Annotated in this window: 18 protein-coding genes; 11 read left to right on the top strand and 7 right to left on the bottom strand. The window is 66.6% G+C overall.

What is annotated here, in order from left to right:
* From ureC to Taqua_RS01040, 4 genes are all read right to left on the bottom strand, one after another.
* Complete coding sequence (gene ureC / locus Taqua_RS01025) at window positions 1-1,746, bottom strand: urease subunit alpha (RefSeq protein ID WP_144324194.1); 1,746 nt, start codon at window positions 1,744-1,746, stop codon at window positions 1-3.
* A 7-nt stretch (window positions 1,747-1,753) separates the two neighbouring features.
* On the bottom strand, window positions 1,754-2,074 hold the full coding sequence (locus Taqua_RS01030) for an urease subunit beta (RefSeq protein ID WP_132963454.1): 321 nt from the start codon (window positions 2,072-2,074) through the stop codon (window positions 1,754-1,756).
* A gap of 83 nt (window positions 2,075-2,157) precedes the next feature.
* On the bottom strand, window positions 2,158-2,748 hold the full coding sequence (locus Taqua_RS01035; RefSeq protein ID WP_144324195.1) for a HupE/UreJ family protein: 591 nt from the start codon (window positions 2,746-2,748) through the stop codon (window positions 2,158-2,160).
* A 70-nt stretch (window positions 2,749-2,818) separates the two neighbouring features.
* Window positions 2,819-3,121, bottom strand: coding sequence for an urease subunit gamma (locus Taqua_RS01040; RefSeq protein WP_132963456.1), 303 nt, complete (start codon window positions 3,119-3,121; stop codon window positions 2,819-2,821).
* Between the two features lie 128 nt (window positions 3,122-3,249).
* Here Taqua_RS01040 and Taqua_RS01045 point away from each other — a divergent pair, with 128 nt between their 5' ends.
* The 7 genes from Taqua_RS01045 to urtE all read left to right on the top strand — a co-directional run bounded on the left by Taqua_RS01045 (window position 3,250) and on the right by urtE (window position 13,006).
* Window positions 3,250-6,246 carry an ATP-binding protein gene (locus Taqua_RS01045; protein ID WP_342780889.1) on the top strand — a complete coding sequence of 999 codons (2,997 nt, stop codon included), beginning with the start codon at window positions 3,250-3,252 and terminating at the stop codon, window positions 6,244-6,246.
* Window positions 6,221-7,231 carry a response regulator transcription factor gene (locus Taqua_RS01050; RefSeq protein ID WP_144324197.1) on the top strand — a complete coding sequence of 337 codons (1,011 nt, stop codon included), beginning with the start codon at window positions 6,221-6,223 and terminating at the stop codon, window positions 7,229-7,231. Before Taqua_RS01045 ends, Taqua_RS01050 begins: the two co-directional genes overlap by 26 nt.
* Before the next feature lie 149 nt (window positions 7,232-7,380).
* On the top strand, window positions 7,381-8,649 hold the full coding sequence (gene urtA, locus Taqua_RS01055) for an urea ABC transporter substrate-binding protein (RefSeq protein ID WP_132963479.1): 1,269 nt from the start codon (window positions 7,381-7,383) through the stop codon (window positions 8,647-8,649).
* 30 nt (window positions 8,650-8,679) lie between these two features.
* Complete coding sequence (gene urtB / locus Taqua_RS01060; RefSeq protein WP_144324198.1) at window positions 8,680-10,281, top strand: urea ABC transporter permease subunit UrtB; 1,602 nt, start codon at window positions 8,680-8,682, stop codon at window positions 10,279-10,281.
* Window positions 10,278-11,426, top strand: coding sequence for an urea ABC transporter permease subunit UrtC (gene urtC / locus Taqua_RS01065; RefSeq protein WP_425472559.1), 1,149 nt, complete (start codon window positions 10,278-10,280; stop codon window positions 11,424-11,426). Before urtB ends, urtC begins: the two co-directional genes overlap by 4 nt.
* Window positions 11,423-12,295, top strand: a complete 873-nt coding sequence (gene urtD / locus Taqua_RS01070; protein ID WP_132963460.1) for an urea ABC transporter ATP-binding protein UrtD — start codon at window positions 11,423-11,425, stop codon at window positions 12,293-12,295. The genes urtC and urtD overlap by 4 nt, the downstream gene beginning before the upstream one ends.
* A gap of 6 nt (window positions 12,296-12,301) precedes the next feature.
* Window positions 12,302-13,006, top strand: a complete 705-nt coding sequence (gene urtE / locus Taqua_RS01075; protein ID WP_132963461.1) for an urea ABC transporter ATP-binding subunit UrtE — start codon at window positions 12,302-12,304, stop codon at window positions 13,004-13,006.
* 9 nt (window positions 13,007-13,015) lie between these two features.
* Here the strand turns inward: urtE and Taqua_RS01080 are convergent, their stop codons facing one another.
* Together Taqua_RS01080 and Taqua_RS01085 are read right to left on the bottom strand one after the other, a co-directional pair.
* Window positions 13,016-13,846 carry an urease accessory protein UreD gene (locus Taqua_RS01080; RefSeq protein ID WP_144324199.1) on the bottom strand — a complete coding sequence of 277 codons (831 nt, stop codon included), beginning with the start codon at window positions 13,844-13,846 and terminating at the stop codon, window positions 13,016-13,018.
* 6 nt (window positions 13,847-13,852) lie between these two features.
* Window positions 13,853-16,150, bottom strand: a complete 2,298-nt coding sequence (locus Taqua_RS01085; RefSeq protein ID WP_144324200.1) for an NADP-dependent malic enzyme — start codon at window positions 16,148-16,150, stop codon at window positions 13,853-13,855.
* A gap of 126 nt (window positions 16,151-16,276) precedes the next feature.
* Here Taqua_RS01085 and Taqua_RS01090 point away from each other — a divergent pair, with 126 nt between their 5' ends.
* The 3 genes from Taqua_RS01090 (at window position 16,277) to Taqua_RS13300 (ending at window position 17,878) form a co-directional block, all read left to right on the top strand.
* Window positions 16,277-16,660 (top strand): DUF2946 family protein, encoded by a 384-nt coding sequence (locus tag Taqua_RS01090; protein ID WP_185969526.1) that lies wholly within the window; start codon window positions 16,277-16,279, stop codon window positions 16,658-16,660.
* 155 nt (window positions 16,661-16,815) lie between these two features.
* A complete protein-coding gene (locus Taqua_RS01095; RefSeq protein ID WP_144324202.1) occupies window positions 16,816-17,322 on the top strand; it encodes a copper chaperone PCu(A)C in 507 nt (168 codons plus the stop codon).
* Window positions 17,303-17,878, top strand: coding sequence for a Crp/Fnr family transcriptional regulator (locus Taqua_RS13300; RefSeq protein WP_221933904.1), 576 nt, complete (start codon window positions 17,303-17,305; stop codon window positions 17,876-17,878). Before Taqua_RS01095 ends, Taqua_RS13300 begins: the two co-directional genes overlap by 20 nt.
* 19 nt (window positions 17,879-17,897) lie before the next feature.
* Here the strand turns inward: Taqua_RS13300 and Taqua_RS01105 are convergent, their stop codons facing one another.
* Window positions 17,898-19,016, bottom strand: a complete 1,119-nt coding sequence (locus tag Taqua_RS01105) for an ABC transporter ATP-binding protein (protein ID WP_144324204.1) — start codon at window positions 19,014-19,016, stop codon at window positions 17,898-17,900.
* A gap of 48 nt (window positions 19,017-19,064) precedes the next feature.
* Between Taqua_RS01105 and Taqua_RS01110 the strand changes: the two genes are divergently transcribed.
* Window positions 19,065-20,741, top strand: coding sequence for an ABC transporter permease (locus Taqua_RS01110; RefSeq protein ID WP_144324205.1), 1,677 nt, complete (start codon window positions 19,065-19,067; stop codon window positions 20,739-20,741).
* Window positions 20,742-20,753 lie beyond the last annotated feature (12 nt).

Here is a 20,753-nt window from a genome sequence, read left to right on the forward strand (position 1 = left end):
TCAAAATAAAAAATAGCGCTGCGCCATGGGCAGCACGCTGGCCGCTTCGCACACCAACAACTCGCCGTCGGCGCGCACCGCATAGGTTTGTGGATCGATCTCCATGTGGGGCGTGTGGTCGTTGAGCACCATGTCGCGCTTGCCAATACGGCGGCAGCCCTGCACGGCGACCAGCGGTTTGTGCAAGCCGTAGCGCTGGGCTACCCCCGCGGCCAGCGCCGCCTGCGACACGAAGGTCAGCGAGGTGTGCGCCAGCGCTTCGCCGAAGGCGCCGAACATCGGCCGCAGGTGCACCGGCTGCGGCGTCGGGATGGAGGCGTTGGGGTCGCCCATCGCCGCGGCCACGATCATGCCGCCCTTGACGACGACGGCGGGCTTCACACCGAAGAAGGCCGGCTTCCACAACACCAGGTCGGCCCACTTGCCGACCTCGACGGAGCCGATTTCGTGCGCCATGCCGTGCGCGATGGCCGGGTTGATGGTGTACTTGGCCACGTAGCGCTTGATGCGGAAATTGTCGTTGCGCGGCTCGTGGTCGCTGCGCTGCGGCCAGTCGGCGGGGGGCGCCAGCCAGCCGCGCTGGATTTTCATCTTGTGCGCGGTCTGCCAGGTGCGCGTGATGACCTCGCCGACGCGGCCCATGGCCTGGCTGTCGCTGCTCATGATGCTGATGGCCCCCAGGTCATGCAGGATGTCCTCGGCGGCGATCGTCTCCTTGCGGATGCGGCTTTCGGCAAACGCCAAGTCCTCCGCGATGGACGGATCGAGGTGATGGCACACCATCAGCATATCCACGTGCTCATCCAGCGTGTTGACGGTGTAGGGGCGCGTGGGGTTGGTGGAGGAGGGCAGCACGTAGGGCTCGCCGACGATGCGCAGGATGTCGGGGGCGTGGCCGCCGCCGGCACCTTCGCAGTGAAAGGCGTGGATCGTGCGGCCGCGCATGGCCGCCAGAGAATCCTCAACGAAGCCGCTTTCGTTGAGGGTGTCGGTGTGGATGGCCACCTGGGTGTCGGTTGCTTCGGCTACGCTCAAGCACGCATCGATGGCCGCCGGGGTGGAGCCCCAGTCCTCGTGCAGCTTCATGCCGATGGCGCCGGCCTCGATCTGTTCGCGCAGACCTTCGGGGCGGCTGGCGTTGCCTTTGCCGAGAAACCCAAGGTTCATCGGGAAGGCTTCGGCCGCTTGCAGCATGCGTTGCACGTACCAGGGGCCGGGCGTGCAGGTGGTGGCGTTGGTGCCGGTGGCCGGCCCAGTGCCACCACCGGTCATCGTCGTGATGCCCGACATCAGCGCCTCTTCGATCTGCTGCGGGCAGATGAAGTGGATGTGGCTGTCGTGGCCGCCTGCGGTCACGATCATGCCTTCGCCGGCCAGCACCTCGGTGCCGGGGCCAATGACGATATCGACGCCGGGCTGCGTATCGGGATTGCCGGCTTTGCCAAGGGCGACGATACGGCCATCGCGTACGCCGATATCGGCTTTGACAATACCCCAGTGGTCGATGACCAGAGCGTTGGTGATGACCAAATCGACGGCGCCCGCAGCACGTGGGTGCTGGCTTTGGCCCATGCCATCGCGAATGGTCTTGCCGCCTCCGAATTTGACCTCCTCGCCGTAGCCGCCGGCACGCAGCGTGTAGTCGTCCTCAACCTCGGCCCACAGGGATGTGTCGGCCAGACGGACGCGATCCCCGATCGTGGGGCCAAACATTTCGGCGTACGCACGCCGTGAGATCGTGACCATAGTCTGTTCAACCCTCCAGCTGATCCAGTGGCCCATTGGTCAAGCCACGAAATCCCCAGACGTGCCGCCTGCCGGCCAGCGCCACCAGCTCCACGGTGCGTTGCTGCCCGGGTTCAAAGCGTATGGCTGTGCCGCTGGCAATATTGAGCCGCATACCGTGCGCTGCCGCGCGATCGAATTGCAGCGCAGCGTTGGTTTCGGCAAAGTGGTAGTGTGACCCTACCTGAATAGGGCGCTGCGCGGTGTTGTGCACCACCAGCGTGCGCGTGACGCGCCCGGGGTTGAGCGGCAACTCATCGTTGACCAACAGGTATTCGCCAGGGATCACGATCGACTCCTTTGTGTTCGGGCGCGGGGCACTGGATTGATCCGGCACCGCCGCTCGGCGCTACAAGGGCACGGCGCGGAGCGTCAAACCAACGCCATGACACTGGACACGCCCACGGCGCCAACCATCGCGCCGGCGATGCGGGGTGCCCACGCATGGCTGCGTTGCAGCACGACACCGAGACCGATCCCCACCCCGTGCAGCACCGCGGTGCTGAGCACCATGCCCAACAGCGCCGCGTGACCCGCCAGCTCATGGCCATGTGCGGCGCCGTGGAACCACGCGAACGCCGCCACCAGCCCCGCGGCCACGGCCTGCGGCACGGCCACGCGCGCCGCGATCAGCAGCCCCAGCGTCAGCAGCGAGACCGCGATCATGGGCTCCACGGCCACTGTCGGCAGCCCCGCTTGGGCCGCCAGCGCGCCCACCAACAACACGCTGGCGAACGCCAACGGCGCCATCCAACGCTGCGTGCTGACCAGCGCACTCCAGATGCCGACCGCGAGCATGGCGGCCAAGTGGTCCATGCCCGTCAAGGGGTGGAGCAGGCCGGCCAGCCATCCGTGGTGTACACCCCCGTCCGTGCCGGTGTGGGACATGGCTGGGAGTGTCCACACGGCTGCGGTCAGTCCGCAAACGATGAGGCGAAGCAATCGGCGCTGGCGGTCAGGCATGGTCAACCCCTGGTTGTCGAACGGTCGCGAAACAACGTGCCTCGTGTTGGTGCCATCAGCACGTGGCTCTCTACGTGATCGGTTGGTGTACGGTCACCAATTTGGTGCCATCAGGGAAAGTGGCCTCGACCTGAATGTCGTGAATCATGTCGGCCACACCGTCCATCACATCGTCGCGGGTCAGGACGTGGCGGCCCTCACTCATCAGTTGCGCCACCGTTTTGCCTTCACGGGCGCCTTCCAGCACATAGGCGCTGATGAGGGCAACGGCCTCTGGGTAATTCAGCTTCAATCCGCGTGCGCGCCGACGCTCGGCCAGTAAGGCCGCGGTGAACAGCAACAGCTTGTCTTTCTCGCGTGGTGACAGGTCCATGCTGTTGCTTGAAGCAAGCGCTGTGCCAACGCGCATCGATGGCACGAAAGCTGCAAGCCTGCACAGGCATGAACCACACTGCCGACCAGGCCAACCCGGGATCTGCACCAAAAGCGCCAATCGCACCGGTGCGGCGTGCATACCACCGCTGGGTGGCCAGTGAGACGCTGGAAGACTACGCGCTGCGTTACACGCCGCAGCGCTTTCGGCGCTGGTCAGCCGGTCGTGTCGCCAACATGGCGCTTGGGGTGTCGTCGTTCCTGGTGCTGGAGGCGCTGGGCGCGACGTTGATGCTCCAGTTTGGCGTGCTCAACGCGGCGGCGGCCATCGTGGCGGCGGGTGTCTTGATTGCTCTGGTGGGGTGGCCCATCAGTGTGGCCGCGGCACGCCACGGGGTGGACATGGATTTGTTGACCCGTGGTGCGGGCTTTGGGTACCTTGGCTCGACACTGACCTCGCTGATCTACGCCACCTTTACGTTCATCTTTTTTGCGTTGGAAGCGGCAGTGATGGCTTACGCGCTGCAGCTCGCCCTTGGCATTCCTTCCTCTTGGGGCTACCTGATCAGCGCGCTGCTGGTCATTCCGCTGGTCACGCACGGGGTGACTTTGATTGGCCGATTTCAGCGCTGGACGCAGCCGCTTTGGTTGACGTTGATGATTCTTCCCTGGCTTGCGGTGTGGCTGAACGACCCCGGCTCGATGGCCCGTTGGTTGCACCAGGAGGGTGCGCCCCAGGTACCCAAGACGTTCGATTGGCACCTGTTTGGTGCCGCGCTGACGGTTGCACTGGCGTTGGTGACCCAAATGGGCGAGCAAGCCGACTATTTGCGCTTCATGCCCCAGCCGCAGCCCGGCCGTCGCGCACGGTGGTGGCTGGCTGTGGCCGTGGGCGGTCCGGGTTGGGTGGTGCCGGGCGTGCTCAAGATGCTGGCGGGGGCTTGGCTGGCGCACCTGGCGCTGGAGCACGGTGTGTCGGCGGCGCAGGCAGTTGACCCGAACCAAATGTACCTCGTGGCGTACGGGCACATGTTACCGTCGGGCTGGGCGGTGGCGGCGACTGCGCTGTTTGTTGTGGTGTCCCAGCTCAAGATCAACGTCACCAATGCCTACGCGGGCTCGTTGGCATGGAGCAATTTTTTCTCGCGCTTGACGCACCACCACCCTGGCCGGGTGGTGTGGGTGGTGTTCAACACAGCGTTGGCGTGGCTGCTGATGGAGCTCAACGTCTTTCATGCCCTGGGGGCGGTGCTCGGGCTGTACGCGCATGTGGCGTTGGCATGGCTGGTGGCGGTGGTGGCTGACCTGGTGGTGCTCAAGCCTCTGGGGTGGTCGCCCCGGGCGATTGAGTTCCGCCGTGCCCATTTGATGGACATCAACCCGGTGGGGGTGGGGGCGATGCTGGGGGCGTCGCTGTTGGGGGTGGCGGCGCACTTCGGATGGCTGGGCTCTTGGGCGCAGGCGTTTTCGGCGCTGGTGGCGATGTCGGCGGCATTCGGGTTGACGCTGTTGCTGGGGGCCGTCACACGGGGACGGTATCACTTGGCGCGTCGCGCCGACGCCGCTGTGGTGGCCACGGATAAAGCCGATGCCGAAGGTGCGCCCTTGCAGTTGCGCTGTGTGGTATGCCAGGGCAGCTACGAGCGGCCCGACATGGCCCGTTGCCCGGCTTACGGCGGCTGGATCTGCTCGCTGTGCTGCACACTCGACGCGCGCTGTGGCGACGCCTGCAAACCGCACGCCCGCTTGAGCACCCAGCTGCGCGCCTGGCTGCGGCGATGGTTGCCGCGGCGGCTGCAGCCGTACGTCGATGCCGGGTTGATCCACTACCTGGTGGCGTTGTCGGTCGCAGCGTTGGTGCTGGCTGCCCTGCTTGGTTTGCTGGCGCGTCAGGATGCGCAGCGTGCCGTGTCCGACCCTGTCGCGTTGGCGTGGGTCACCGAGGTCTACCGCAAGGTTTACGTCGTGCTGCTCACACTCGGGGCGGTGTTGATCTGGTGGCTGGTGCTGACGCAGCGGGCACGCCAAGTGGCGCAACAAGAAACCCATCGCTACACGCGGCTGCTGTTGCGTGAGATTGAGGCACATCGCCGCACCGATGCGCAGCTGCAGCGTGCCCGTGAGGCGGCCGAAGCCGCCCGTCGCAGTGCTGAGCGTGCCAACGATGCCAAGACACGTTACCTGTACGCCATCAGCCACGAATTGCGCACACCGTTGGGGGCGATCATGCTGTACGTGCAGGCCTTGCAGCGGGACGCCAGCCTCAGCGCCCGCCAGGCCCATGCGCTGGCCATGATTCAGCGCGGCGGTCAGCACGTGCTGTCGCTCATTGAAGGCACGCTGGATTTGGCGCGCATCGAAGCTGGGCGAGTCACGTTGGACGTGCGTCCAACCGACTTGCGGGCCTTGGTGCAGGACATGGTGGCGTGGCTGACCCCCCAGGCCCAGGCCAAAGGGTTGCGCGTGGCCCTGGAAGGCCCCACCCGCTGGCCAAGCGCCGTGCGTTGCGACGGGTCTCGACTGCGGCAGGTGTTGCTCAACTTGCTGGGCAACGCCGTGCGCTACACCGAGACGGGACACATCACGCTGCGGATGGCTTACGTTTGTGATGTGGCCACCGTGGAGGTCATCGACACCGGTCCAGGCATCAGTGCGGCCGAGCTGGAGCGGGTGTTCGAGCCCTTTGCGCGCGGCGCCGCGGGCAGCCAACATGCGGGGTCGGGCCTGGGGTTGACGATAGCCCGCATGTTGACCCAGCTCATGGGTGGCGAGCTACGCGTGCACAGCGAGCTGGGGCAGGGCACAACGTTTGTTCTGCGTTTGTACTTACCCGAAGTGGCGGCGTTGGCGTCGGACCACCCTCCGGCCGCGCTGCCCGCCCCGGTCAGCGCCGGCGCGCCACCAGCGCCGGTGGCTGCGTTGCGTCTATGGCCGCCCGAGGTGCGGGAGCGGTTGCTGCAATGCGTACGGCTTGGGTATCCGCGCGGGGTGCAACGGGTGCTGGACGACGCAACCGGTTTGCCTGCGGCCGAGCAATTGCGCCAGGCCGCGCAGGCGCTGGATCTCAAGACCCTGGAGCGATGGCTGACGGAGGCGTGCGATGCGACCCCATGTGCTGCAACCTGAGAGCAGTCCTTTGGTTTTGATCGTCGATGATGTGCCCGAGAGCCTTGCGGCCCTGCACGACATGTTGGATGAGACGGGCTACACCGCGTTGGTGGCCAGCGATGGCCCCACCGCCTTGGTGCGCGCCCGTCAAGCCCGGCCCGACGTGATTTTGCTGGACGCACTCATGCCAGGCATGGACGGCTTCGAGGTGGCGCGCCGGCTCAAAGCTGACGAGCGCACCGCATCCATCCCGATTTTGTTCATGACCGGCTTGACGGAGACGGAGCACCTGATCGAAGGACTGGCAGCCGGCGCCGTCGATTACGTGACCAAGCCGGTCAAGCCGCAGGAGGTGATCGCGCGCATCGGGGTGCACCTGCGCACCTCGCGGCAAATTCGCCAGGGCTCGATCGTGCAGCAGCAAGCGCGCAACGCGCTCGATGCTTTCGGGTTCGCCACCATCACCGTGCGGATGCGCGACGGGCGGCTGCTGTGGCAGACGCCACTGGCACGCGAGCTGCTGTGGCGCTATTGCGGCACCGAGGCGCCCGTGACGCCAGAGCCGGTGCTGCAGTGGCTGCGCCGCCACGGCCCGGAGCTGTGTCGCCAAGAGTCCCCGGTCGAGCCGCCGCGTTTGACGTTGACGCAAGGCACGCGTCGGTTGACCTTGCGGTTGTATCGCTCGGTGGATGATCCAGCCGACACCAGCGCCGACAGCGAGGGAGGGCATTGGTTGATTGTCATGCAGGAAACGTCGGACACCAGTGTGCTGGAGGCGCTGATGCAGACATTCGGTCTGACCGCCCGGGAGGCCGAGGTGTTGTATTGGGTGGTGCAAGGCAAGATCAACCGCGACATTGCCGACATCGTCGGCGCCAGCCCCGCCACCGTCAAAAAGCACCTGGAGCGTATTCACGCCAAGCTGGGTGTCGAGACACGCACGGCGGCGGCCGCGTTGGCGCTGCAACGTGTGCCACAACTGCGTCCCAACGCGGCGGCCTGAGCATGCCTCGTACGCCATCTGGCGTACAGACGTGGGGAAACGTTGTACCTACCATGACTCGCGTGGTCTAGGGGTGGGTGGCCGCTGAGCCTGGCCGCCCCATGCCTAGGTTCGTTCCACAAAGTCGTCCACTGCGGAGAACCACCATGATGCAACGTCGCTCCACCCTGAAGATTTTGTCGGCGGCGGCCGCTATGGCCACCTTCGGTCCACTACCGTCGCGTGCCCAATCGGGTCCGATCAAAGTGGGCATTCTCCACTCGCTGTCGGGCACGATGGCGATTTCGGAAACGGTGCTCAAAGATATCGCCCTGATGACCATCGATGAAATCAATGCCGCGGGCGGCGTGCTGGGCCGCAAGGTCGAGCCGGTGGTGGTCGATCCGGCGTCGAACTGGCCCCTGTTTGCCGAGAAAGCCCGTCAGCTGCTCACCCAGGATAAAGTGGCGGCGGTGTTTGGCTGCTGGACATCGGTGAGTCGTAAATCGGTGCTGCCGGTGTTTGAGGAGCTCAACGGCCTGCTGTTTTACCCGGTGCAGTACGAAGGCGAAGAGTTGTCCAAAAACGTCTTCTACACCGGTGCTGCGCCCAACCAGCAGGCCATACCGGCAGTGGAATATCTGATGAGTAAAGACGGCGGCTCGGCCAAGCGTTTCGTGCTGCTGGGGACTGACTACGTGTATCCGCGCACCACCAACAAGATCCTGCGCGCCTTCCTCAAGTCCAAGGGAATCCCCGAGTCCGACATCATGGAGGAATACACACCGTTCGGACACAGCGACTACCAGACCATCATCGGTAAGATCAAGCAGTTTGCCGCCGCCGGTAAAAAGACCTGTGTGATTTCGACCATCAACGGCGACTCTAACGTGCCGTTTTATAAAGAGCTTGGCAACCAGGGGCTCAAGGCTACGGATGTGCCTGTGGTCGCGTTCAGCGTCGGCGAGGAAGAGCTGCGCGGCGTGGACACCAAGCCACTGGTGGGGCATCTGGCGGCGTGGAACTACTTCATGTCGATCAAAAACCCGACCAACGACGCTTTCATTAAAAAATGGGCGGCGTACGCCAAGGCTAAAAACATTCCTGGTCACAAGGACAAGCCGTTGACCAACGACCCGATGGAGGCGACGTACATCGGTATTCACATGTGGAAACAGGCCGTCGAAAAAGCCAAGAGCATCGACACGGACCGCGTGATCGAAGCCATGGCTGGTCAAACCTTCGATGCGCCCAGCGGCTTCAAGGTCAAAATGGACGAGCGCAACCACCATTTGCACAAACCGGTCTTTATTGGCGAGGTGCGTGCGGATGGCCAGTTCAACGTGGTGTGGAAGACCAAGGGTCCGATCCGTGCACAACCGTGGAGCCCCTTCATCCCGGGCAATGAGAAGAAAAAAGACGTCCCGGAAAAGGCTTGAGGCTGTCGACCCTGCACGGTGAAACTGGCGATGCAAGGCCTCTGCAAACGTTGGTGGGCGTTGTGTGTGTTGCTGTGCGTGCCGGCGCTGGCCCGCGCGCTGAGCGGCGCAGACGCGCTGGCGGTGGTGGAAGGCGACGTCGACGAGCGTGTGCAGGCCATCACACGGCTGGCCGCGCAGCCCGACGCGCAGGCTGCTGCGCTGTTGCGCGCGCTCCAAGAGGAGCGCGTGCGGGTGCACGATGGCAAGGTATGGATCGAACAACCCGACGGGGCCATCGTACGTGTCGAGACCGGTCAGCCCGACACCCCTCCGCCCGAGGCAGAGGCACCGCTGTTGAACAACCGGTTGCGGGCCGCGTTATCGCTGGCCCAGGCCGGTTTGGCGTTGCAGTCCAACGATCCGGATCGGCAACGCAACGCAGCGGCGACCTTGCGCGACGCCATGCTGGACGACCCCGACGCCCAGTTGGAGCCACTGTTGCAAGCGGCACTGGCGCCACAGCGCGACCCGGCGCTGGACAGCCGCGCCGCCACGATGCTTCAACAAGCGCTGGCGGCTGTGCAGTTGGGGGCCGCTGATCCTGCCCAGCGGCGCTGGGCCGCCGAGGTGCTGGCGGCCAGCGGACAGCGGCGGGCGCTGGCGCTGCTGCAGCAACACGCGGACGATGCCGACGCGAGCGTGCGCCGTGCGTTGCAAACCGCCCAGCAACGTCTGCAAAGGACGCTGACGTTGGCTGAAGTCAGTGCCAACCTGTTCGCCGGTATCAGTTTAGGGTCGGTCCTGCTGCTCGCCGCCCTTGGGCTGGCGGTCACGTACGGGTTGATGGGCGTGATCAACATGGCGCACGGCGAGTTGATCATGGTTGGTGCGTACACCACCTACGTGGTGCAGCGGCTGTTTGCCCAATGGGCGCCGCAATGGTTTGACTGGTACCTGGTAGCAGCCCTTCCCGCTGCCTTTGGGGTGGCGGCCTTGGTGGGGGCGGCCATCGAGCGGGGGGTGATTCGTCACCTGTACGGACGCCCGCTGGAAACGCTGCTGGCAACCTGGGGCCTGAGTCTGATTCTGATGCAAGCGGTACGCAGTCTGTTTGGGGCGCAAAACGTGACGGTGGAAAACCCCGCATGGCTTAGCGGCTCGGTGGAACTGTGGGGGGGCATGGCGCTGCCGTGGAACCGTCTGGTCATTGTCGGGTTTGCGGTGGCGGTGCTGCTCGGCGTAGGTTGGGTACTGCAGCGCACGCGGCTGGGGCTGTTCGTACGCGCGGTCACGCAGAACCGGCCCATGGCAGCGTGCATGGGCGTTCCCACCGGGCGCGTCGACGCCTATGCGTTCGCCTTCGGCTCGGGCGTGGCAGGCTTGGCCGGCGTTGCGCTGAGCCAAATCGGCAACGTCGGCCCGGATCTCGGCCAAGCGTACATCATCGATTCGTTCATGGTTGTGGTGGTGGGCGGTGTAGGGCAGTTGACGGGCACCGTGGCCGCCGCGTTCGGGTTGGGTTTGCTCAATAAATGGCTTGAGGGTTGGGTGGGCGCCGTGTTGGCCAAAATCGCTGTGTTGGTGCTCATTGTGATCTTTATTCAGAAGCGTCCACAAGGGTTGTTTGCTTTGAAGGGGCGGCAAGCATGAGTGCGGAGTCGTGCGGCCATGCAACCATGGCGGGACCAGCGTTGGGTGTTCCGGGCGGCCGCCTTTGGGGGCGCGATGCGGTGCTGGTCGGATGGGTTGTCCTTGTGGCCACCGTGGTGGCCGCTGCACTCAACCTGCTGGTGCCGCCCGACAGCGTGTGGCATGTCAGCGACCACTGGATCACCCTGTTGGGCAAGATCATGTGCTACGCCATCTGTGCATTGGCGCTGGACATGATCTGGGGCTACAGCGGCATTCTCAGTCTAGGCCACGGGTTGTTTTTCGCGCTCGGTGGTTATGTGATGGGGATGTACCTCATGCGCCAGATCGGCACCGATGGCAACTACGGCAGTGAGCTGCCCGATTTCATGGTCTTCTTGGACTGGAAGGAGCTTCCGTGGCACTGGGCGCTGTCGGACAGCTTTGCGGCGACGCTGCTGTTGATCGTTTTGGTGCCTGGGTTGTTGGCGTGGGTGTTTGGCTACTTTGCATTTCGATCACGCATCCAAGGGGTGTATTTTTCGATTATCACGCAGGCGTTGACGTTTGCTGCGATGCTGTTGTTCTACCGTAATGAAACTGGTTTTGGTGGTAACAACGGTTTCACCGATTTTAAGCGCATTGTTGGCTTTCCGATCACCGCTTCCGAAACACGCGTGGCGTTGTTGGCGCTCACGGGACTGGCGCTGGTGGGCTGCTATGCTGTGTCGCGTTGGTTGGTCGGCAGCAAATTCGGGCGCGTGTTGCAGGCGATTCGCGATGCCGAGAGCCGTGTGATGTTTTGCGGCTACGATCCACTGTCGTACAAACTGGCCGTGTGGACACTGTCGGCCATCATGTGCGCGGTGGCCGGGGCCTTGTACGTGCCTCAGGTCGGTATCATCAATCCCCGGGAAATGAGCCCCGCGGCCAGCATTGAAATCGCGGTGTGGGTGGCGGTGGGGGGGCGCGGTACGCTTGTTGGGCCGCTTGTGGGTGCGTTTGCCGTCAACGGGGCCAAAAGCTGGCTGACGGTACTGGCGCCCGAAGTGTGGCTGTATGTGCTCGGGGCGCTTTTCGTCGCCGTCACGCTGTGGATGCCGGACGGTTTGGTTGGGTTGGCGCGCCGCTGGGCTCAGCGGCTGCTGGGGGGGCGGCAGCCATGACACCCGACTTGATGCAAAGCGGAGCCGAGCGTTGGGCACGGGCTCGGCAGCGCGCTGCGGTCCATGGTGGTAGCGGCGGGCGGGCGGCGCCGTTGGCCCATCCGGTGGCGCCCGGTGCCATCGATACCAGCCATGGGTGCATCCTCTACGTGGACGATGTGCATGTCAGCTTCGACGGCTACAAGGCGCTCAACGGCCTGTGTCTGAACATCGCGCTGGGCGAGCTGCGCGCGGTCATCGGTCCCAACGGAGCGGGCAAAACGACCATGCTCGACGTGATCACGGGCCGCACCAAACCCGACCGCGGCAGTGTGTACCTCGGCACCACAATCGACCTGTTGCGCTGGCGAGAGCCGCAAATTGCAGCGATGGGGGTGGGGCGCAAATTTCAAAAGCCCACGGTGTTTGAGCGCCTGACCGTGTGGGAGAACCTGGAGCTGGCCTTGGCGGCCGACAAGAGGGTGCGCTCGAGCATCACGTTTCGACTGTCGGCGCCGCAGCGTGCGCGTTTGGTCGAACTGCTGGAACTGATCCATCTGGAGGCCCACGCGCAGCGTCCGGCCGGGGCGTTGAGCCACGGCCAAAAACAATGGTTGGAAATTGGCATGCTACTGGCCCAGCAGCCAAGGTTGTTGTTGCTGGACGAGCCGGTGGCCGGCATGACGGACGATGAAACCGAGCGCACCGCGCAATTGCTACGGACCCTCAAAGGTCAGCACACGCTGGTGGTGGTGGAGCACGACATGGCGTTTGTACGCGCGATTGCCGACCAAGTCACCGTGCTTTGTGACGGCGCCGTGTTGACCGAGGGTGGATTTGAGCAGGTGGCTCGTGATCCACGTGTCATCGAGGTCTATTTGGGGCGTTGAACAAGCATGCTGCAGATCGATGCTCTCCACCAAGCTTACGGTGGCTCACACATCCTGCGCGGCATATCACTGGAGGCGCGGCCCGGTGAGATCACGGTCATCCTGGGGCGCAACGGGGTGGGCAAGACGACCCTGTTGAAGGCGCTGATGGGCTTGGTGCCGGTGCGCAGTGGGCGGGTGGTGTGGGAAGGGGTGGACTTGACGCACCGCCCGGTTCACGAGCGCTCCCGCCGCGGCATCGGGTATGTGCCCCAGGGGCGCGAAATTTTTGCGCGCTTGACGGTGCGCGAAAACCTACTGATGGGGTTGGCCAGCCAACCGGCCAACGTGGCCGTGCCGCCCAAGCTGTACGAGTTGTTCCCGGTGCTGGCCGAAATGCAGCAGCGCCGCGGAGGGGATTTGTCTGGTGGTCAACAGCAGCAGTTGGCCATTGCGCGTGCGTTGGCGGCCCGTCCACGCTTGCTGGTGCTGGATGAACCGACCGAGGGCATCCAGCCCAACATCATCCAAGCCATTGGGCGGGTGTTGCGTCAGCTCGCCCGTGAGGGGCTGGACGGTCAGCCGATGGCGATTTTGCTGGTGGAGCAGTATTACGATTTTGCCCGTGAGCTGGCCGATCGCTACGTGGTGCTCGATCGGGGCACCGTGGTGGCCAGCGGCAGTGGTGAGGAGATGGAGGTGCACGGCGTGCGCACCATGGTGGCGCTGTAGCGTGGGCGTTCAAACGCGCCACAAGCGCAGCGCAGGGGCAGGCAAGCCCCAAGCGGCCGTGCGCAGGGCTGCCCACAAACGCTGCCACAGCGCTATCAGCGGCTCGACCATCGGCGCCAGGCCGCGCACCACCAGCACGCGCTCGTGGGGGCAGGTGGCGCCGGCCGCCACCGGCTCCAACGCGGTGGGCAGCAACGCCCGCACGGTGGCCAGCAGGTGCTCGCGCCGCTCCACGGTCCACGGGCTGCCACTGGCCAGCACCAGCGTGGCAAGGGCGCGGTGCCCAGCAAGACCCGGCCCTCCGTTCAGCAGCCAGTCGTCACCTGCGTGCAGCCGACCCTCGTCCAACCAGATGTCATCCACCGCCATGCTCTGGTGCAACACGCCGCTGCTGAAAGGCTGCTTCGCCTGCGGCAGGCCCAGCGCGCACACCTCCCACGCCAACACTTCGGCGTCAGCCGCGAGATCCGCGTGCCAGCAATTGCTGGCCACGCAACCGGGGTAGGCGATGGTTTCTTGCGGCAGCCATTCCAGCCGCGCACCTGGGGCCAAGCGCGCACGCACCGTTTGGGCCGCGGCTTGGCCGTCGCAGCGGTAAAAACGCGTGGCTCCCGGGGTGGTCAGCAGGGCGTGGGCGCCGCGACCCACCGTGATGGCCACCTCCAACGTATCGCCGCCCACAATGCCGCCCGGTGGGTGGATCAGCACCGTGTGGCACACCGAAGTACCCTCGGGGTACAGCGTGCGCAGCACGCGCAGCGGGCCGTCGTGTTCAAACGCCAGCGTGGTGCCGTGTTCAAGCCGGTCGTAGCGTAACTGCAAGGTTCCTCGCCAACCCATGCACACTCACCCCCGCCGCACCGCCGCCGCGGCGACCGCCGTCATGTTGAGCACCCGCCGCACGGTGGCTGCCGGCGTCAGGATGTAGGCGGGAGCGCGCACGCCCATCAGAATAGGCCCCACGGTGACGCCGCCGCTGGTGGTGGTTTTCATGACGTTGTACAGGATGTTGGCCGCGTCCAGGTTGGGGCAGACCAGCAGGTTGGCGGCGCCGCTGAGTGTGGCGTCGGCCAGGAAACGGCTGCGGATGTCAGGGTCTAGAGCGGCGTCGCCGTGCAGCTCGCCGTCGCACTCCACCTCGGGGTGGGCGGCCACGAACAGGTCGCGCGCGGCGCGCATCTTGCGCGCGCTGGCGCGCTTGGACGAGCCGAAAGTGGAGTGCGACAGGAACGCCACCTTGGGCACGATGCCAAAGCGCTGCACCTCCTGCGTGGCCATCCAGGCGATTTCGGCCAGTTGTTCGGCGCTGGGGTCCTCGTTGACGTAGGTGTCGGTGATGAAGATCGGCCCGCGGTCGGTGTTGACCGCATTGAGCGCGGCGTAGAGCGAAGCCCCGGGGCGCCGCCCCAGGATGGCGTCGATGCGCTCCAGATGCGTCGTGTACGTGCCCACCAGCCCGCAGATGAGGGCGTCTGCATCGCCCAGGTGCACCATCAGCGAGCCGATGATGGTGTTGGAGCGGCGCACCGCGGCCTTGGCCACCTCCGGCGTGGCGCCGTTGCGCTTCATCAACTGGTGGTAGGCCTCCCAGTACTGGCGGAAGCGCGGGTCGTCCTCGGGGTTGACGTTTTCCACATCGACGCCCAGGCGCAGGTGCAGTCCCGCTTTGCGGATGCGCGCCTCGATGACCGCGGGGCGGCCGATCAGGATCGGCTGGGCGATGCCTTCCTCCAGCGCGAGCTGGGCTGCGCGCAGGGCGCGTTCGTCCTCGCCGTCCGCATAGGCCACGCGGGCCTTGGGCGCCACGGCCTTGGCGGCGTTGAAGACCGGCTTCATCAGGATGCCGGTCTGGTAGACGAAGCGCTGCAGGCTGTCGCGGTAGGCCTCGATGTCGGCGATCGGGCGCGTGGCGACGCCCGATTCCGCCGCCGCCTGCGCGACCGCCGGGGCGATGCGCAGGATCAGCCGGGTGTCGAACGGCTTGGGGATGAGGTAGTCCGGCCCGAACTGCAACTCCTGCCCGGTGTAGGCGGCGGCCACCTCGTCGCTGATCTCGGCCTTGGCCAGGGCCGCGATCTCGTGCACGCAGGCCAGCTTCATCGCTTCGGTGATGCGGGTGGCGCCGCAGTCCAGCGCGCCGCGGAAGATGTACGGAAAGCACAGGACGTTGTTGACCTGGTTGGGGTAGTCACTGCGCCCGGTGGCGATGATGCAGTCGGGCCGCGCGGCCTTGGCCACCTCGGGGCGGATCTCCGGCTCGGGGTTGGCCAGCGCCAGGATGACCGGCCGCTCGGCCATGGTCTGCACCATCTCGGCCGTCAGCACCCCGGGTGCCGAACAGCCCAGGAACACGTCGGCCCCGCGCACCGCATCGGCCAGCGTGCGCGCCGCCGTCGTGCGGCAGTAGCGGCGCTTGGATTCGTCCAGCCGGCCGGCCAGCGCGTCCTCGCGCTGGTCGTGGATCACGCCCTTGGAGTCGCACACCAGCATGTGCTCGGGCCGCGCCCCCAGCGCGACGAACAGATCCAGCACCGCGATCGCGGCCGCCCCCGCGCCGCTGACGGCGATGCGCACGTCGCCGATGGCCTTGCCCACCAGCTCCAGCGCATTGATCAGCGCCGCCGCCGAGATGATCGCCGTGCCGTGCTGGTCGTCGTGGAACACGGGGATCTTCATGCGCTCGCGCAACTGGCGCTCGATGTAGAAGCACTCCGGCGCCTTGATGTCCTCCAGGTTGATGCCGCCGAGCGTCGGCTCCAGCGCGGCGATGATTTCGACCAGCTTGTCAGGGTCTTTCTCGGCCAGCTCGATGTCGAACACGTCGATGCCGGCGAACTTTTTGAACAGGCAGCCCTTGCCCTCCATCACCGGCTTGCCGGCCAGCGGGCCGATGTCACCCAGGCCCAACACGGCCGTGCCGTTGGTGATCACGCCCACCAGGTTGGCGCGGCTGGTGTAGTCGGCGGCCTTGCGCGGGTCGGCGGCGATTTCCAGGCAGGGGTAGGCCACACCTGGCGAGTACGCCAGGCTCAGGTCACGCTGGTTGGACAGCGCCTTGGTCGGGGTGACGCTGATCTTGCCTCGGGTGGGGGTGCGGTGGTATTCGAGCGCGGCGTCGCGCAGGGTTTGTTCGGTGGGGGTCATGCTCAGCGGTGATTCGGGTTGGCCAACGGGACAGCGGCACGCGCGGATGTTGCTGGCGCACGGCCGGTACCACAGTTTCGAGTGTAACGAGTGCACGCCGAGCCGGTGCACATTAGAATGCACGGCGTGAACGCTTTGCGACGCCACCCTCGCGCACCGTTGGTGCTGGCCATGCTCGCCCTGCTGTGGGCGACGCTGGCGCCGACGCTGGCGCGCGCGTGGGTGCCACCGGCGCCGGGGCAGGCGGTGCAGATTTGCACCAGCACCGGCATGGCGTGGGTGGTGGTGGACCCTGAGCCGGGACCGGTCAGCAAGGCGTCGATGGCCGCCGCCTGCGACTGGTGTGTGCTGCATGGGGGGGCTTGGTTGCCGCCCACCTCGGGCGGTTGGGCGCATGGGGTGCTTACGTCAGCCTCGTGCGACGATGCGGTGCAGGACGCCGCGCCGCAGCCGGCGGCTAGCGCCTGGTGGCGCCCACAGCCGCATGCCCCGCCCACTGCGCGGGCCTGAACCTGGCCACACGCCTGTCGGCGGCAGCCTGGCCAACCTCCTTGTCCAGATCTTGTTGCTGCAGTGGCGGCTGGCTCGCTGTCAGCCGGCCCCTTTGGTCGTCACCTGTGGGCGCACGCGCGCCCTGCCAATCCACACTCTTGGAGCATTCAACGATGAACACCCGTCACCACCGCATTCGCAACGCCGTGGCCGCCGCCATCGTGGCCCTGACCAGCGCCGCCTGGGCGCAAACCGTGCAAGTCGATAACCCCTGGGTGCGTGGCACCGTGGCCAAGCAAAACGCCACCGGCGCCTTCATGCGCCTGACTGCGCCTGAACCGATGCGCCTGGTCGGCGCGCAATCCCCCGTGGCCGGTGTCGTGGAAATCCACGAAATGACCATGGACAAGGACGTCATGCGCATGCGCCCCATCCCGTCGTTGCCGCTGCCGGCCGGCCAGCCAGTCGAGCTCAAGCCTGGCGGCTACCACGTGATGTTGATGGACCTCAAGCGCCCGCTGGCGGCGGGCGAAACGGTGCCGCTGACCCTGGTGCTGGAAAACGCCGCCGGCCAGCGCTTGACGCAGGACGTGCAGGCCAAGGTGCAAGCCCTGGGCGGTGGCGGCACCGCCATGCCGCATGGCCATGGGATGCACGACCATGCAGGCCACAAACATTGACGCCCTGTGCTGGCGGCTGCCAGCCCAGGCCCGGTTGTTCGACGTCGGGGACACGAGTGGGCCGTGGCGGCTGTGCAAGGGGTTGGTGCGGCTGGATCGCATAGGGCGGGATGGCCCTTTGCTCGTGATGCTGGTTGAACCGGGCGACTGGCTGGGAATGGACGCGTTGTGTGGGCAACCCCACCCCTGGCGCGCAACCTGTGTAACGCCGGTGTGGCTAGAGCCTGCGCCACAGGCACCCAGCGCGCAGCAGCGCGCGCAGTGGTTGACCGAGGCGCTGTTGCAGCAGCCCGCCCGCGCGCATGCGATGGCGGCACTGCGCACCGGATCGGTGGCCCAGCGCGTACGTTCGTTGCTGGCGTTGCTGGCCCAACCGGACGTCCTGGGCCGCGCCGCGCCAGACGTGTTGCGCGAGCGGCTGCCGCCGCTGCGGGTGCTGGCTGAGCTGGTGGATGCCAAGCCGGAAACGGTGTGCCGCACACTGGGTCAGCTGGTGCCCAAGCGCGGCAGCGCACGGGGCGAGGGCGAGCCGATGCCCTGGGCTTGGGCGGCCTGAACGCGTTGGTCCTTTGCAGTTACGACGACGCCAGCGCTGGGGCCGCCACCGGCGCTGGCGGTGCGGCAGCCCCAGCGCCGCGCTCGAACATCACCACATGATCGACGGCGGCGCGAATCCCGATCCACTCGCCGATCGCGTGGTCGTGGTGCGAGGGCACATGCGCCTGCAGCAACTGCCCATCGGACAGCCGTAGGGTGTAGAGGAATTCCGCGCCGCGGAACGCCTTGCGCACGATCTCGGCTTTGAACGGCGAGGCGTCGTCGTGCACCACATCGTCGGCGCGCAGCAGCACCTCGCCTAACCCGTCCGGGAAGGCGCTGGGCAGCGGGCACTCGGCAACGTCCTCCAGCTCACCCAGCGGGGTCTGCACCACCAGGCGACCCTCGCGCGCCACGATGCGCGCCGGCGCGAACACCCCGTGGCCGATGAACTCCGCCACGAAGCGCGTTGCCGGCCGGTGGTACAGCGCGTAGGCGTCGTCCCATTGGTGCAGCCGTCCTTCGTGCATGACGCCGATGACGTCACCCAGGGCAAAAGCCTCCAACTGGTCGTGCGTGACAAACAGCGCGGTGGTGCCTGCGGCCTTGAGGATCGTGCGCAGCTCGTGCGCCAGCCGTTCGCGCAGGTCCACATCGAGGTTGGAAAACGGCTCGTCCAGCAGCAGCAGCTGCGGGCGCGGTGCCAGCGCACGCGCCAACGCCACGCGCTGCTGCTGACCGCCCGAGAGCTCGTGCGGGTAGCGCTGCTCGTAGCCTTGCAGCCCCACCAGCGCCAGCACTTCGGCCACGCGGGTGTGCCGAGCGTTGGCGGCCATGCCGTGCAGGCCAAAGGCCACGTTGCCCTGCACCGTCAGGTGCGGAAACAGCGCGTAATCCTGAAACACCATGCCGATGCGCCGCGCCTCCGGCGGCACGTGCCGGTGGGACTCGGCCACCACGTCGCCTGCCAGTGTGATGCGACCGGCGTCGATGCGCTCCAGCCCCGCCACCGCACGCAGCAGTGTCGTCTTGCCGCAGCCCGACGGGCCGATCAACACCCCGATATCGCCGGCGGCCAGCGCCAGCGTGACGCCGTCCAGCGCCGGGTGCGCCGCCCCAGGGTAGCGCAACGTAACATCGTGCAGGCCCAAAAACATGCCTTGCATTGTAGATAATGTGCATTCGCATTTGCACGCGTATCACCGATGGCCGACCCCAACCTCGCCTTGCTCGCTGGCCGGCGCCTGCCGTGGCGCTGGCGGCTGCACGCCCCGTGGGTGCAGCTGGCGGTGGTGGTGTTGGCGCTGGTGCTGGCCGCGCCGGTGCTGGCGCTGTTGGCGGCGGCGCTGGGGTGGAACGCCGACTCCTGGGCCGTGTTGCGCGAGATGGCTGCCACCACATTGCCCGGCTACGCGCTGACCAGCGTGGTGGTGTGTGTCGCGGTGGGGGTGGCGGTGGCGCTGGTTGGCACCGCCACCGCGGTGGCGGTGACGGTGTTCGATTTTCCAGGCCGCCGCGTGGCCGAGTGGGTGCTGCTGCTGCCACTGGCCATGCCGGCTTACGTGACCGCCTACGCCTACACCGACTTTTTGCAGTACGCCGGCCCGGCGCAGACGTGGCTGCGCGACACCTTTGGCCTGCGGGGCCGGGTGCTGCCAGACATCCGCTCCACCTGGGGGGCGGTGTGGGTGTTCACGTTCACGCTGTACCCGTATGTGTACCTGCTGGCACGCACGGCGCTGACCGAGCGTGCCGCCCAGTTGCTGGAAGCGGCGCGGCTGCTGGGCGCGCCGCTGGGCCGGCGCCTGCGCACGGTGGCCCTGCCGATGGCGCGCCCGGCCATTGCCGCCGGCGTGGCGCTGGCGCTGATGGAAACGCTGGCCGACTTTGGCGTGGTGAGCTACTTTGGTGTGCAGACGTTCACGGCGGGCATTTACAAGGCGTGGCTGGTGATGGACGACCGCGTGGCAGCCGCGCAGCTGGCGTGGATGTTGCTGGCCACCGTCGGCGTGCTGCTGTGGGCCGAGCAGCGCGCCCAGCGCCGCCTGCGCTTTGCGACGGCGCGCCCAGGCCGTGCGGGGGCCGAAGCGCAGCCGGTGCGGCTGCAGGGCCGCGGCGTGGCGGTGGTGTGGCTGGTGTGCGGCCTGCCGGTGCTGCTGGGGTTTGGCCTGCCAGTGCTGTTCATGCTGCGTCCGCTGGTGCAGGGGTGGGATGTGCTGCCGTGGCAGGCCTTTGCCGGTTGGGCGCGCAACAGCGTGACGCTGGCAGGCACGGCCGCCGGGTTGACCACCGTGGCGGCGCTGGTGCTGGGCTACGCGGTGCGGCGGCTGGCCACCCCGCTGGTGCAGGGGGCGGTGCGGGTGGTCGCGCTGGGCTACGCGGTGCCGGGGGCGGTCATCGTCGTGGGTTTGCTGTTGCCGCTGGGTTGGGTGCAGGCGCACTGGCCCGAGGCCACGTTGGCCGCTTGGGTGACGACGACCGCGCTGGGGGTGCTGTGGGCGTACATGGTGCGCTTCACCGCGGTGGCGCTGCAGTCGGTGCAAAGTGGCTACGCGCGTGTGCCGGCTAACTTCGATGACGCTGCCCGCATGTTGGGCGTGCGCGGCGTGGCGCTGTGGTGGCGCGTGCACTGGCCGCTGCTGCGCCGCTCGGTGCTGGCTGCGGCGCTGCTGGTGTTTGTGGACGTGATGAAGGAGCTGCCCGCCACGCTGGTGCTGCGCCCGTTCAACATGGATACGCTGGCCGTGGTGGCGCACCAAATGGCCCGCGACGAGCGGCTGGGCGAAGCGGCCCTGCCGGCGCTGACGTTGGTGGCGGTGGGCTTGGTGCCGGTGATGCTGCTCAGCCGCGCCTTGCGGCGGGGTGAGGCCAACGCCTGCTGAGCTAACGCGGCT

Source organism: Tepidimonas aquatica (assembly GCF_007556585.1).
Taxonomy (GTDB): domain Bacteria; phylum Pseudomonadota; class Gammaproteobacteria; order Burkholderiales; family Burkholderiaceae_C; genus Tepidimonas; species Tepidimonas aquatica.

Coding starts and splice junctions, on each gene's coding strand:
- urtD (WP_132963460.1), top strand. CDS start 11,423: ATGACACCCGACTTGATGCAAAGCGGAGCCGAGCGTTGGGCACGGGCT.
- Taqua_RS01050 (WP_144324197.1), top strand. CDS start 6,221: ATGCGACCCCATGTGCTGCAACCTGAGAGCAGTCCTTTGGTTTTGATC.
- Taqua_RS01095 (WP_144324202.1), top strand. CDS start 16,816: ATGAACACCCGTCACCACCGCATTCGCAACGCCGTGGCCGCCGCCATC.
- urtA (WP_132963479.1), top strand. CDS start 7,381: ATGCAACGTCGCTCCACCCTGAAGATTTTGTCGGCGGCGGCCGCTATG.
- urtE (WP_132963461.1), top strand. CDS start 12,302: ATGCTGCAGATCGATGCTCTCCACCAAGCTTACGGTGGCTCACACATC.
- Taqua_RS01085 (WP_144324200.1), bottom strand. CDS start 16,150: ATGACCCCCACCGAACAAACCCTGCGCGACGCCGCGCTCGAATACCAC.
- urtC (WP_425472559.1), top strand. CDS start 10,278: ATGAGTGCGGAGTCGTGCGGCCATGCAACCATGGCGGGACCAGCGTTG.
- Taqua_RS01105 (WP_144324204.1), bottom strand. CDS start 19,016: ATGTTTTTGGGCCTGCACGATGTTACGTTGCGCTACCCTGGGGCGGCG.
- Taqua_RS13300 (WP_221933904.1), top strand. CDS start 17,303: ATGCAGGCCACAAACATTGACGCCCTGTGCTGGCGGCTGCCAGCCCAG.
- Taqua_RS01040 (WP_132963456.1), bottom strand. CDS start 3,121: ATGGACCTGTCACCACGCGAGAAAGACAAGCTGTTGCTGTTCACCGCG.
- ureC (WP_144324194.1), bottom strand. CDS start 1,746: ATGGTCACGATCTCACGGCGTGCGTACGCCGAAATGTTTGGCCCCACG.
- Taqua_RS01080 (WP_144324199.1), bottom strand. CDS start 13,846: ATGGGTTGGCGAGGAACCTTGCAGTTACGCTACGACCGGCTTGAACAC.
- Taqua_RS01035 (WP_144324195.1), bottom strand. CDS start 2,748: ATGCCTGACCGCCAGCGCCGATTGCTTCGCCTCATCGTTTGCGGACTG.
- urtB (WP_144324198.1), top strand. CDS start 8,680: ATGCAAGGCCTCTGCAAACGTTGGTGGGCGTTGTGTGTGTTGCTGTGC.
- Taqua_RS01110 (WP_144324205.1), top strand. CDS start 19,065: ATGGCCGACCCCAACCTCGCCTTGCTCGCTGGCCGGCGCCTGCCGTGG.